General features: G+C 41.6%; 8 protein-coding genes and 1 riboswitch. Of the genes, 6 read left to right on the forward strand and 2 right to left on the reverse strand.

Features of this window, described 5'->3' with window-relative positions; translation table 11 throughout:
• Positions 1–45: 45 nt before the first annotated feature.
• Positions 46–1,020, reverse strand: a complete 975-nt coding sequence (locus tag DBR32_RS09740) for a DUF4465 domain-containing protein (RefSeq protein WP_124636119.1) — start codon at positions 1,018–1,020, stop codon at positions 46–48.
• A gap of 61 nt (positions 1,021–1,081) precedes the next feature.
• Positions 1,082–1,282, reverse strand: a riboswitch (cobalamin riboswitch).
• 111 nt (positions 1,283–1,393) lie between these two features.
• On the opposite strand from DBR32_RS09740, the gene DBR32_RS09745 reads away from it, so the two are divergent.
• The 6 genes from DBR32_RS09745 to DBR32_RS09770 all read left to right on the forward strand — a co-directional run bounded on the left by DBR32_RS09745 (position 1,394) and on the right by DBR32_RS09770 (position 9,361).
• The gene (locus DBR32_RS09745; protein WP_124636120.1) at positions 1,394–2,467 is read left to right on the forward strand and encodes an anhydro-N-acetylmuramic acid kinase; all 1,074 of its coding nucleotides are present in this window, start codon (positions 1,394–1,396) and stop codon (positions 2,465–2,467) included.
• Between the two features lie 141 nt (positions 2,468–2,608).
• Complete coding sequence (locus DBR32_RS09750) at positions 2,609–3,220, forward strand: porin family protein (protein WP_124636121.1); 612 nt, start codon at positions 2,609–2,611, stop codon at positions 3,218–3,220.
• Positions 3,221–3,373: 153 nt separating this feature from the next.
• Positions 3,374–4,072 carry a porin family protein gene (locus DBR32_RS09755; RefSeq protein ID WP_158605952.1) on the forward strand — a complete coding sequence of 233 codons (699 nt, stop codon included), beginning with the start codon at positions 3,374–3,376 and terminating at the stop codon, positions 4,070–4,072.
• A gap of 157 nt (positions 4,073–4,229) precedes the next feature.
• On the forward strand, positions 4,230–7,250 hold the full coding sequence (locus DBR32_RS09760; RefSeq protein ID WP_124636123.1) for a leucine--tRNA ligase: 3,021 nt from the start codon (positions 4,230–4,232) through the stop codon (positions 7,248–7,250).
• A 184-nt stretch (positions 7,251–7,434) separates the two neighbouring features.
• Entirely contained in the window at positions 7,435–8,088 is a 654-nt protein-coding gene (locus DBR32_RS09765; protein ID WP_124636124.1) for a FadR/GntR family transcriptional regulator, read from the forward strand.
• A 43-nt stretch (positions 8,089–8,131) separates the two neighbouring features.
• Positions 8,132–9,361 carry an MFS transporter gene (locus DBR32_RS09770; protein ID WP_124636125.1) on the forward strand — a complete coding sequence of 410 codons (1,230 nt, stop codon included), beginning with the start codon at positions 8,132–8,134 and terminating at the stop codon, positions 9,359–9,361.
• Positions 9,362–9,421: 60 nt separating this feature from the next.
• Here the strand turns inward: DBR32_RS09770 and DBR32_RS09775 are convergent, their stop codons facing one another.
• Positions 9,422–14,188 (reverse strand): translocation/assembly module TamB domain-containing protein, encoded by a 4,767-nt coding sequence (locus DBR32_RS09775; protein WP_124636126.1) that lies wholly within the window; start codon positions 14,186–14,188, stop codon positions 9,422–9,424.
• Positions 14,189–14,241 lie beyond the last annotated feature (53 nt).

Raw genomic sequence — 14,241 nt, forward strand, 5'->3', positions numbered from 1 at the left:
TGAAAAATCAATGGCTTTGTTTTAAGATCATCTAAGCATTGCTGCTTATTGTTTAACAAACTGGGTAACAGCTGTTTTATCTCCTTTAAGGGTAGCAATCTTTATAAAGTAATTACCTTGTGCTAATGAGCTGATATCAGCATTATTGGTGTTTTGTGCGGCCAGTATCAATTTACCGTTCACATCAAAAATCTGATAATTAACCGGCTCCTTATATGCTATAGTCAGGTTATTCACAGCAGGGTTAGGATATACTTTTGTCGCTAAAGGCGTTACATCATTAAGACTTACCGGAGTAACAAATGTAAGGTTGTCCATACAAAAATAAACCGGTGTATTAACTCCAAACGATCCTACATCAGAAGAAGCATATTTGAAAGACAGGCTGTCCACCGAACCTAAAGTTGTCAGGTTCACCGTACGCCACGCTTTTACAATATAATCATTGGCATTATTTGCATCTCTGAAATCAGCAAGATAAAAAGTAACGCTATCCGGCTTTACCGTACCATTCAAGTATCCAAAAACAGTTACAGAAAAGAAATCCGGATCATTACCGGTAACCCCTCCAAATTTTTTGGAATAGGAGTCTCCGTTTTTCATGCTTAAACCGGCATAGGTAGCATTTGTATAGTCAAATGCTTTCAACTTCACACTGTGGTTAAAGCTGATACCATAACCCTCTCCATAAGAAATTACATATTTAGCAGAACTCCCTGCTCCGGATGGAGCATAAGCCGCACTCGCATTCGTATAACCGGCAGTTGTATCATTTACAACATTAGAATAGTTAAATCCTGAATAACCACCCCAGGAAGGCTTTGTGCCGTAAAAAGTAGCAATATGACCTCCGGTATTGGAAGTACCGGTGAAGGTATAATCAAATGTATCCTTCGTTGAGGCATAATCTGTATTCGTACCGGTCAGCGTTAATGCTTCAAAATCGATATTAATTGTTTGTGCTTGTACAAACATAGAAAGACATACAGCCGATGCTGTTAAAAGTAAATTTTTTACCATTTTTAGTATATATGTAATTTAAATAAATAAAATACGTCCTTTTCCTTTTTCCCGAGAAAAAACAGGTTTAATAGCATAGGGCAGGTCTTCTGACTCGTTCTTTTTGTTAGGCACCTTCCCGCGATCATGCAGTGGTTATGAAGAAAATATAACAAAATACAATAGAACTTACAGCAACGGGTATTGTTTTGGATTTACACCAAATTCCCTTTTAATTCTGTCAAACTGAGGTTTGATCGAAACCAAATGCGCTGCAAATATATAAAAATATAGATAGATATGGCGACTTTGTTTCGTAAATTTATGATCTTGATGGCGATACACAAGTATAAATATATACTACCTTTGCTCCTCTTGATAATAAGTACAGATTATGATTTATAATGTAATAGGATTAATGTCCGGAAGTTCTCTTGATGGATTGGATATTGCCTTCGTAGAGATTACGGATATGCGAAACGATTGGAGTTTCGATATAAAAGTGGCGGATTGTATTGCTTTTGAGGACACCTTAAAGCAGCAGTTGAGAAATGCGGCGCAACTAAGCGTACCGGAATACCTGAACCTGCACACGGCCTTTGGAAAATGGCTGGGCAGCCAGGTGAATACTTTTATCGATCAAAATGAATTACACCATAAGGTACATTTTATTGCCTCTCACGGGCATACGGTATTTCATGAGCCGCATAAAGGAACCAGTGTCCAGATCGGAGATGGTGCGGGCATTGCTGCCATAACAGGATTGACGGCGATTACCGATTTAAGAAATATGGATGTGGCCCTGGGCGGACAAGGTGCTCCGATTGTACCGATGGCAGACCGCATGTTGTTTAAGGAATATGATTTTTGTCTGAACCTTGGGGGAATTGCTAACCTAACGGTTAATACGGAGCATCCGATTGCTTTTGATATTTGTCCCGCAAACCAATTACTGGACTTTTATGCACAACAACTGGGACATCCCTATGATGCGCATGGTGCCATCGCCCGCCAGGGTACGGTACATGATGGTTTATTGGCACAGCTTAATGCACTCGAATATTACCAAGTCAATGCGCCAAAATCTTTGGCAAATGATTATACCGCACAGTTGCACCAATTGGCTGATAGCAGTGGTCTTGCCGCCGCCGATATACTGGCCACTTATGTAGCGCATATTGCCCAGCAAATTCAAAAGGCCATAGCGCCTTATCAACAGGAGGCTATGCAGAAAATGCTGGTTACCGGTGGGGGTGCCTTAAACACTTACTTAGTGGAATGTATTCAGGCACACTTAAATAACCTGAGCCTTGTGGTACCTGAAGACAGTATTGTGATGCATAAAGAAGCGGTAGCCATGGCTTTAATGGGCGTATTACGCTGGCGCGAAGAGACTAATGTTTTTGCGAGTGTTACCGGTGCCAGCCGCAATAGTATAGGCGGAGCCGTATGGTTAGGTAATAACTAAAAAGCACCTTGCTTGTTTATAATATTTCGAATTATCATAGGTTAACGTTTCGCTAATTACAATTTCCTATTAAACTAATCAGCTTAATTTTGTCCAATAATTCACAAACTAAATAAACAAACAATTTAAAAACAAAATTTTATGAAAAAAGTAATCTTAAGTATTGCTACCCTTGCAGGATTTGCCGTTGCCACTCAGGCGCAAGTTAAATTCGCTCCAGAAGTAGGTTTAAATGTAACTACCATGAAGTCGTCAAGCGATCTTGCTACAAGTACATCTAATGCGCTTGTCGGATTAAGAGCGGGTGCTTATGTAGAATTACCCTTCAACAATATGATCTCTTTAGAGCCTGGTGTATTTTATAGCATGAAAGGCGGCGAAAACACGTTTTTAGGGGTTAAAAGCACAACTACTTTAAGTTATATTGAAGTTCCGGTAAACATAAAATTCAATTTACCTTTAGGTATTGCCGGTAAAGTATTTGCTTATGCAGGACCGCACATTGCTTATGCAGTAGCCGGACAAACAAAAATAGGAAGTGTATCTTCTGACATTAAGTTTGGTGACGGAAACGCCCAAATGAATCCTTTGGATATCGGTGCGCAAGTGGGTGTTGGCTATCAATTGCCTTTTGGCCTGTATGCCAGAGCACAATACGGTATGGGCTTTAACAATCTGAGCAATGCATCTACAATGAATACCAAATTAACAAACAACAGTAACTTCGGTATCAGCGTAGGTTTTCAATTCTAATTTATTGACCTAAGATTTTAGGTAAAAGCAAAAGATTCGCGGATGATTTTCCGCGAATCTTTTGCTTTTAAAAATTCCATTTCTTTTTTTAATATAAGTTTTTACCTTTGTAAGCATACAAACAGTCCATCGTATATACTCCAATATAAGTACATGAAGAAAAGTTTATTATTCTTAGCTATCTTATCAGGCCTTGCCGCTCATACCTATGCACAGGTAACCGTAACTCCTGAATTCGGTTTTTTAACCACCAAATTCAGCGCCTACACGACCGATAACGGTATGAGAAATTCATTAAACTATGATTGGCAAATCGGCCCTCGCGGCGGTATTGCATTTGATATTCCGATCGGATCAAAAGGCTTTTCAGTAGAGCCGGGATTATTTTACAATTCTAAGATGATACGGGTAGTGGACGAAAACAGTATGATGCGTTCTGACCTGAAAATGTCTATGAGCAATGCAGAATTGCCTATAAACCTTAAATACAGCTGGTCGATCAGAGAGTATACCGGTAAGCTTTTTGTGTTTGCAACGCCTTATGTATCCTATTCCTTTTCGGGAAGAAGAACAGGAGATATTACCGTGAAACAACCTACGGTAAGCATCAAGCAAATCGATGATAAAATCAATTTCAAGAGCGGTGCCACTCAGGAATTAAAACCCCTGGATTATGGCGCGTATGTAGGCTTTGGATATCAATTCCAAATGGGTTTTCAGCTTAAAATGACTTATGGTGTCGGCATGAGCAACTTATCTGTCGTACCTGGTGCCAGCCTTAAAAGCAGCAGCATGTTTGGCCTCAGTGCCGGTTTTGTTTTAGGCAGAAAAATTGCGGGAAGGTTTTACTAATCCACTTCAAATAATATTAATCAGGAAGCCCTTGCCCATGTGTAAGGGCTTTTTTATGACCGTCGCGTTTAAGTTTTTATGTGCCGCTTTCCTATAAATGCGCCTGAATGCTTACTTTTGCGATTATTTTTTAGACAATTGACTTATTATACAAACGATGAAATATAATTTTTCCGAAATAGAACAAAAGTGGAAACAATACTGGACCGACCATAATACCTATGCTGTGGCAAATACAACCGATAAGCCCAAGCATTATGTATTGGATATGTTCCCCTACCCCAGCGGTGCGGGTTTACACGTGGGTCATCCTTTAGGTTATATTGCATCGGATATTTATGCCCGTTTCAAAAGAATGCAGGGCTTTAATGTATTGCATCCTATGGGATTTGATGCCTTTGGACTGCCTGCAGAACAATATGCACTGGACACGGGTCAACACCCGGCGGTGACTACCGAGAAAAATATTGCCCGTTATAAAGAGCAATTAAACAATATCGGCTTTAATTACGACTGGAGCAGAGAGGTGCAGACCAGCGATCCAAAATATTATAAATGGACCCAATGGATCTTTAGCCAGTTATTCCATAGCTGGTATAATAACAAAACGCAGAAAGCAGCGCCCATTGCCGACTTGATTACAATTTTCGAACAGGAAGGTAATGCCGGCTATCCCAGTCCGAAAGAAACAGAAATGTTTAATGCCGAAACCTGGAATGCTTATGATGAAGCGGCAAAACGCCACGTCTTAATGCAATACCGCCTGGCTTATCTCGACTATGCTGAAGTATGGTGGTGTGCTGCATTGGCAACCGTTTTGGCCAACGATGAAGTGGTGAATGGCGTATCGGAAAGAGGCGGCCACCCGGTAGAAAAGAAAAAAATGCGCCAATGGTTTTTGCGGATTACCGATTATGCTGATAATCTTTTATCCAGCCTGGATCACCTGGAATGGAGCGAAGCGATGAAAGAAATGCAACGCAACTGGATCGGTAAAAGTGAAGGGGCACAAATCGGGTTCTCTATCGCCGGTACGGATCATAGTATCGAAGTATTTACCACAAGACCGGACACCATCTTTGGAGTAGACTTTATGGTTTTGGCACCTGAACATGAACTGATCTTAGACATTACGACTGCGGCACAAAAAGAAGCTGTAGAATCCTATATTACTTATGTAAAAAGCCGTTCCGAAAGAGAGCGGATGGCCGAGAAAAAAATCAGCGGCTGCTTTACCGGAGCGTATGCAGTACATCCTTTCTCCGGAAAACAGATTCCGATCTGGATTTCAGAATATGTACTGGCCGGATACGGTACCGGCGCCATTATGGCGGTACCTTCGGGTGATGAGCGTGATTTTGCTTTTGCGAACCATTTCAATATCCCAATCACTAATATTTTTGGCGATCATTATACGGGGGAGCATGCTTTTACGGACAAAAACGTATCCATAGAAAACAGTGATTTTATTTCCGGATTGTCTATTGCCGCGGCCACAGAAGCGGTATTGACTGCGGTTGCCGAAAAAGGTATTGGTAAGCGTACGACAAATTTCCGTTTGCGGGACGCGGGCTTCAGCCGTCAGCGCTATTGGGGAGAACCCTTCCCGATTGTGTATAAAAACGATATTCCCTATACAATTGATGAACCCGAGCTGGCATTACAGGATGCGGATAAAACCTTACCGGTATTATTGCCCCATGTAGATACCTACAAACCCGGACCAAACGGGGAAGGCCCTCTGGCGAATATCGACAGCTTTGTACACCTTACGAATAGTGCAGGTGAAATTTTGCGCAGAGAAACCAATACCATGCCCGGTTATGCCGGTTCTTCCTGGTATTTCTTACGCTATATGGATCCTCATAATGATACCGAATTTGTGGGCGCTGACACTGCGCAATACTGGAACCAGGTAGATTTGTATATCGGTGGTACCGAACATGCCGTAGGGCATTTGCTATACAGCCGTTTTTGGACAAAGGTTTTGTATGACCTGGGTCATATTGGTTTTAATGAGCCCTTTAAGAAATTATTGAACCAGGGTATGATCCAGGGTAGCTCTAGGTTTGTATATAGATTGAATACAAGCATTAATAAATCAAATAAGAACACTTTTACAGGACAGGTTACAGAAGACAAAGGAGCTATTAATCCATTGCTCCCCTCCGTAAACCCTAATGATAATCCAATAATTTTTGTTTCTGAATCTATTGCAAAAAAATTAAGAACAAAGGATGATACAGAAGCTAAAACTATAATTGATGATTTTTTAACCCCTATAAATAAGGGGTTATCAGAAAAATATAATGGCAAGGCGGTATATATTTCAACCGAATATATAATTAATGCCATCCATGTAGATGTAAGTATGGTAGATGGTGTGGAATTGGATATCGAACAATTCAAGCAATGGAGAGCAGAATATAACAATGCCGAGTTTATTTTGGAAGATGGCAAGTATATCTGTGGTGCAGAGGTGGAGAAAATGTCCAAATCTAAGTACAATGTGGTGAACCCGGATGAGATTGTTGCCCAGTATGGTGCCGATACCTTCCGTATGTATGAAATGTTCCTGGGGCCAATCGAAATGAGCAAACCCTGGGATACCAAAGGTATTGAGGGCGTACATCGTTTCCTGAAAAAACTATGGCGTTTATTCTTTGAGGAACAACAAGAGCAAACCCAATGGCTGGTTGTAGATGAGGAGCCCACTAAAGAGGAATTAAAAGCGCTGCATAAGACCATCAAAAAGGTAGCGGATGATATTGAGAAATTCTCGTTTAATACGACGGTGAGCCAGTTTATGATCATTACGAATGAGCTACATGAGCTTAAATGCCATAAACGAGCGATCCTGGAACCTTTGGTAGCCCTGTTGGCGCCATTTGCCCCTCATGTTGCAGAGGAATTATGGCAGCGTTTAGGTCACGACACAAGTGTGGCTGCTGCTGACTTCCCGAAATTTGAGGAACAATATATTACCGAAAGTGCCAAGCTCTACCCGATTGCCATCAATGGTAAACACCGTACCAATATGGAGTTTGCCCTGGATGCAGCTACTGAAGCCATCGAGCAGGAAGTATTGGCTAATGAAATCGTGCAAAAATGGCTGGAAGGGAAACCACATAAAAAAATAATCTTCGTAAAAGGAAAAATGATCAATGTGATTGTTTAATTTCTTAAGGATAAATAAAATTAAAGATGTCGGGCGCCGCTTTGCGGCGCCCGACATCTTTAATTAAAGTATCACCCAAACAACGGCACACTGCTCCATAAAACCAAATGAAAAAAAGAGAGATTGTTTTTTTATTAAAAAATACTACTTTTGCAAACATCAGATGATATGATGAACCAAGTATATGCACGTAATTAAAAAAACATCTTTAGCAGAGGGTGTGGCAGAAGCCCTGGAGCTCCGGATCAAAAACGGCGCCTTGGCTATTGACGCGCAATTGCCCGCAGAACCTGAGCTGATGAAAACATACGGGGTTGGCCGGTCTTCTATTCGGGAGGCCATCAAAATACTGGCACAGTCGGGTTTTGTAAAAGTACAACAGGGGCTGGGTACTTTCGTGATCAGCCACACCGGCAATACGGCATTAAGCAATAAAATTGAACAAGCCGATTTTGCCGAAATATTTGAGGTACGTCAGATTTTAGAAATAAAAATTATAGAAAAAGCAGCGGTGTACAGAACGGATAAGCAAATCGCCAATATGCGCCGGGAACTGAAACAACGGGGCATATATGCCCAGGAACATAAGCTTAATGAATGTATTAAAGCAGACATCCGGTTTCATATCATGATCGCTGAAAGCTGCGGCAATGGCATTTTAGCAGCTTTGTATCAAACCCTGTCCGAGCATGTGGAGCGTTTTTTCTATAATATATACAAAGATACCGAACCGTTTCTGGCCTCACAGGAACTACACGAAAAGCTCTTACTATATATTGAAGCGAAAAATGCACAAAAAGCCGTGATCACTGCACAAAAAATCATTGGCAAACTCTAAAAATTTAACTCAAAACATCAGATGACCTGATGTTATAAAAATTATGAAAACACAGTCGTCCCCTCAAGCCGCTGTACTTACAGCACAGCAAACCGTTTATCCCATATTATTTGCGATCAGCTTTTCGCATCTGTTAAATGACCTGATACAGTCCGTCATCCCGGCGATTTATCCCTTATTAAAGGAAAATTATGTCTTAACCTTCACACAGATCGGGATCATTACGCTGGTCTTTCAGCTGACGGCCTCTATCCTGCAACCCTTTATAGGCTTATATACAGACAAGAAGCCCAATCCAAAATCCCTGGCCATTGCGATGTTGTTTTCTCTTTTAGGTTTGTTATGCCTGGCCTTTGCCTCTAATTTATATTATATCCTGGCCTCTGTCAGTTTAATTGGTATTGGCTCTTCTATTTTTCATCCCGAAGCATCTAAAGTAGCTCATTTAGCCTCGGGAGGGAAGAAAGGCTTGGCACAATCTATTTTCCAGGTAGGGGGTAATGCAGGCGGCGCTACAGGGCCTTTACTTGCTGCGCTCATTGTTATTCCTTTTGGACAGAAATACGTTGGTTGGTTTGGCGTATTGGCCATTCTGGGTATGATCCTCCTTACGTTTGTGGGCAAATGGTATCAGCAAAATATGCTGGCCAGATCTCTCACAAAAAACGTCGCCCATCACAGTGCGCCAACGGTAACGATTTCCAGGAAAAGAGTAATTATTTCTATCGTCATTTTATTGGTATTGATCTTTTCGAAATATTTCTACATGGCCTCCATGACGAGTTATTTTACCTTTTATCTGATCGATAAATTCCATGTGAGTGTACAGCAATCCCAAATTTATCTGTTTGCTTTCCTGGCGGCCGTGGCAGCAGGAACCATATTAGGTGGCCCTTTGGGCGATCGCTATGGAAGAAAATTAATTATCTGGATTTCTATATTAGGTGCCGCACCCTTTACCTTACTGCTCCCCCATGTAGGACTGAATATGACCATTATATTAGCCATACTGATTGGTTTGATCATTTCTTCTGCATTTTCAGCCATTTTGGTTTATGCAACTGAACTCATCCCGGGAAAGATAGGCCTGGTATCGGGGCTGTTCTTCGGTTTTGCCTTTGGTATGGGTGGAATCGGTTCTGCTCTCTTAGGTTGGCTGGCCGATAAAACCAATATTGAATACGTCTTTAATGTCTGTGCTTACCTGCCCTTGATTGGGATCATCACCGGCTTTTTACCCAATATTGAAGGCAGTAAAAAAAGAAAAGGCTAAGCAAGAAAGCGAATTAGAAATAAAAATCATCATTAAAGGATAGCGGAATAAGCAAGTATGTTACTCGCTTATTCCGCTATCTTTTGTATGTGCATCCAAAGTATCTTTGGGGGCTGTCATATTTCTAAAGAATAAGTCTTTGAGGTTGGTAAAGGATTTACGATAAGAAATCCCTACACCCTGCCGGGAGATATTTTGTTGAAACAAGGCATCATAATTGCTCGTTCTGAAAATATTGAAGCGGATCCGGCCATCCGGTGTCATCAGGTATTGCACCCTAAAATCGCCTGCCAGATTGGATGAATATGATTTGGAACCTGCCGTAGCCGGCCGGCCCCAGTCGTATACCCCACCCACATCAACAAACAGACGGTTGTTCAGGAAGTTCTTACGCACATTTACTTTGGCCTCATTCCGGTTTAAATAGGATAAACTTGTGGGATCATTACTATTGCTCAGGTTATAATTTTTATAACCAACCCCTACATGTAAATCCCGTACTTTAAACAGTTTATTGGCCATATTGGTCAACTGTGAAGAAGCTACAGAGGAGAAAATATCACTCATATTATTGATGGTTCCTGAAGATACTGCCGCCGTATTATTCATAAAGCCTTCCGGTGGGGCAAACTGATCTAACAGCAATAAAGAGGCCACCTGGTTCAATAATTGTTTCTCATCATTATTGATCCGCTCTAATTTTTGGTAGGCGTAGGTACCGATAGAACGGTTTTCCAACAGTTCCAATTTAAAGTTCACTTCGGGGTTTTGCAGGGTACCCGATGCATTCAGTTTTACATTGACTAACTGTGCCAGCTGTGCATCCCGTATTTCCTGATTGGAAAGGTTGATTCTATTGATTTCATTGCTGATCAGGTCATATAAACGTGCCTTTACCGCAGTGGTACCGGTCACATCGAGATGGGCATCGTATAAGTCTCCGTTCCAAACAATGGTACTGCCCGGTACGATAGAGAACAGCCTGTTATAATTCAGGATTTGCATCTTTCGAAACGCAAAGTTGTAGGTACCTTCTTCGATTTTATACATACCATTCAAGCGAATGTCTCCATCGGAAGGTATTTCAAGAATGATGTTCCCGTTCCCTTTAGAGATTAACTGATCGCCTGTTTTGGGATCCAGGATAATGTTGCTGCCCAGATTATTATTGATCGTGGCATCGATCCTGATATTGTATTTGTTGGATAGTTTTAGTTTTTTTCTTTTGGCGAGCTCGTAATCAACATTCCTTTTCTTGAAGCGGATAAATGTATATTCCCCTAAATCGCTGGAGAAATCTATGGGAATAACCAAGTTGGAATTGGGTAAAGGGATTGCAGAGATAAACACATTCAGGTCTTGTGCCAGCCCAAAGATACGCGCCCGTGTTTTGGCATATATCGTGCCGTAAAAACGCTCTCCCTCCGCACTATTCAGGTTTAATACCCTGATCTTATCGCTATTCATTTCCAGGTTGAGGGAAAAGGTCTGCAACTTATTATGGGTAATACTCCCCGTTATCAGCCCTGTGTTTTTCTCCTGGTCTTTTACATACATGGTGCCGATGTCAATAGTATTTTCATTGACCCTAATAGTGGCGTCGGCTACGGTATAGGTCTCCCCGTTTATTTCGGGACGCACTTCAATATCTTTTAAGGACAATTGGCCTGAAGTGATCGGATGCGCGGCATTGCCTTTAATGCTGATAGCCCCATTCACCTTACCATTAAGATTGCTGACAAAGCCTCTTAAAAAAGGGGTCAGCCAGGCGATATTAGCATTGTTGAACTGCAATGTGCCGTCTATAGCTTGCGCAGAACTGGTATCTAAAGATAGTTTTCCACTAATGGTTGCAGAGGCATTTTGTGCTGAGATGCCGGTATTATTGGTTAGCTCCACCATACCTTTGGCCACATCATAATTGCCCTGAAGGGAAATTTTCTGTAAGGTATCTTCGTAAAAACGGGTGTCTTTGGAGGATAGGTCAAAATTGATTTTCTGTTTACTCCATAAAGACTGGATTTTAAGCGTCCCGTTAATACTCCCTCCCTTGATCATATCGTCTATCTGCAATAAACGGGTGAGCGGTGCATTGCTCAGGTTCTTAAGCTCAATATAAGCCGTATTATTTTCTACTTCACTTTTACCGACATAGATATGTTGTTGCCCGGAATTGATCGAGAGGTTTTCGATATTCAGTTCCTCGTTTTCATAAACGATCCGGTTACCGGCAGGGATATTCCATTTATTGTTATTGATAAAAATCTGAGAAGGTAAAATATGTAAAGTAAAACGTCCGCCCTGCATATAACCCCTGCCATTCAATTCTGCATTTCCGAATTCTTCAAAGGTAGAGGTGACAATATTAAAATCTAAAGAATCGCGGTACCACTTGGAATCAAGGTTTACATTTCTGAGAAACACATTGCTGCCCGAACGGATCTCTGCAAGATCAATATTTATTTTCAGGTCTTTATTGTTTCCATTCCCGTTCACCTGCAGGGAGTCAAAAACAAAACCATCAAAAATCAATTGAGGCAGATTGGAAGAGAGGCGTAACTGATCATTTTGGGTGTTCAGGGAGCCCTCCAGCACGCCGCCTTTTGGCAAACTAATATCTTTGTTGAATATAGACAGCAGATCGGTAATATCTTCTGTCTGCATATCAAAATTGATCAATTGGTTTCTGTTGTACTGTTTGGGTGCCTTGAAATAATTGGGCATATAGGTAGACAACAATTGCTGAAAGGATTCTGGCAGATCGACCAGTTTATAATTACCCCATATCCTTGCTTTAATGTTATTGGTACCGGCATACAAGTATTTCTGTCCGTTTTCTATCGTCGATTTCAGATATACCGAATCGATATCCAGATAGGTAGAATCCCGGTAGATTTTCATTTGCTGCAATAAGGCTTCTCCTGTAAAATCATCGAAATTAGTCCCCGTAAAATGAGCCGTCAGTAAGCCATTTGCACGGATATTTTCGTTCATCAGTTTCAGGTTCAGAAAATTAAGGTGTCCTATTTTGGCAGTAAAATCGGTTTTTGCGATGGCATGATCATATTGTAGTTTCCCGTCAAAATCTACTAGTGCATTCGGATCATTCAACAATACTTTTCCCTGAAAATAGGCAGGGGTGATATCTCCTTTTACCGTAACATCAGTGTAGACATAGTCTTTAAAACCGAAACGGGTGAAATTGCCATCGACAAGAATATTCATTTTTGCCGGATCAAGGTATTTCCCTTTGAAAGAAAACGCCCCATCAGTTTGACCAATCATGGGCTGCTGCAGGAGCGCGCCCAAATTAAACTGCTGCACCTTTACCTGACCTTCATAATTGGGTTCGGGACTCACCACCTGGGTAATGGTAGTATTGGCCTGTACGAGCCCTAAACCGGTTTGTATGCGGGCATTAACATGAAAGTTATGCATCGTACCGTTAAAGTCAAAGGGTGCCGTAATCTGATCCAGTGCCAGCAGGTTAATACCGGTAGCCTCTTTCAGAAAAGGAAAATAATGGTATAGGTACGCACCGGATGTTTTCAGGGTTGATTGTTCAAAAACAATATTTGAATTGTCTACATCAGGCAATTGATCCATACGGAAGGCCCCAACATTCAACTGGCTCTTACCATCATTAATGATCGCGTTTGTTGCATATAGTTTGTCTACCGTACCCCCGCAATGTCCGTCCACCGAAACTTCCATGTTTTGGAATAATTTCATTTCCGGTGCAAAAAAGATGATATCGTTTACGGCTACTTTTGCCTGACGTAAACGGCCTTCCATCCTTACTTTGCTGATGTAATCGATAAAATCCGGAAAGCGGTCATAATGCATGGCATAATAATCCTTGATAATGCTGTTGTTTGTCTCCAGATACAGATCGGCACATTCAGAGATGCGGGGAGAAACTTTTACTTTGGCCCGCATTTCTTTAATATTGAGCCCGCAGCGTTCCTGAGCAGAGAGGTGCAGCAGATCGCCACGTATGGTATCGCCTGCAATACGCACATCTTTGATCTGGATGCTGATATTTCGCACATCCATCTTCCATTCATCAAATAAGCCTGCCGGTGCAACCGTTCTGTCCGGATCATCCATAAAATACCGGCCATCTTCAATCGTCACATTTTTGACCAAAACCTTCCATTGATCCGGATTAAAGGCAGTGGTATCAATCTCATTTGTTTTTTTCCGGCGCCGGAGGTGCTCGGGTCTGCCCCCTTTATAATCCCGGAGGCCGAAAGTCGTTTGCAGCCCGGAGATATTGTTGATGTCAATTAGTTTCGTTGCAAAATCAAGCTTATTGAAGTCCATCGTGAAATCGGTCAGCGCCATTTCCATGTCACTACCCACCCATTGGTCTATTAAGGCAAACCTTATCTGGTGCAGCTTTATTCTTTTCAGGTCAATTTCGAGGGGATCTGATGCTTCTTTATTGGTCTGCGCGTCTGAAGAGAAGGCATCTGCGATAAACTGGTAATTCCAGACCGAATCATTTTTAGGTCTCCGGAGGTTGATAAAGGCGCCGTCTAAACCGACATAATGCAGGACAGGCTTGTCTTTAAAAATAAACCAATCGGTAATGCTGATCTCCAGGTGTTTGGTGTACAGTAAAGTATCCCCTCGCTGGTCTGCAACAAAAACGCCATCCAAGGTCATTTTATCCAGCAGTTGCAGGTGAAACCCCTTAACGGTTACGGTTGTCTTTAATTTTCGGGAAAGAAAAGCAGCGGCCTTTTCTGCTACATATTGTTGTACGGAAGGAATATTGATTAGCACCGCTATCAAAAGCAATAATGCCAATACCGTACCCAACACGTATTTTGATATTTTTAGAAACCGTTTCAGCTTAATTAATTAAGCTGCAA

Origin of the sequence: Taibaiella sp. KBW10 (assembly GCF_003852495.1) — a bacterium.
Classification (GTDB): domain Bacteria; phylum Bacteroidota; class Bacteroidia; order Chitinophagales; family Chitinophagaceae; genus Edaphocola.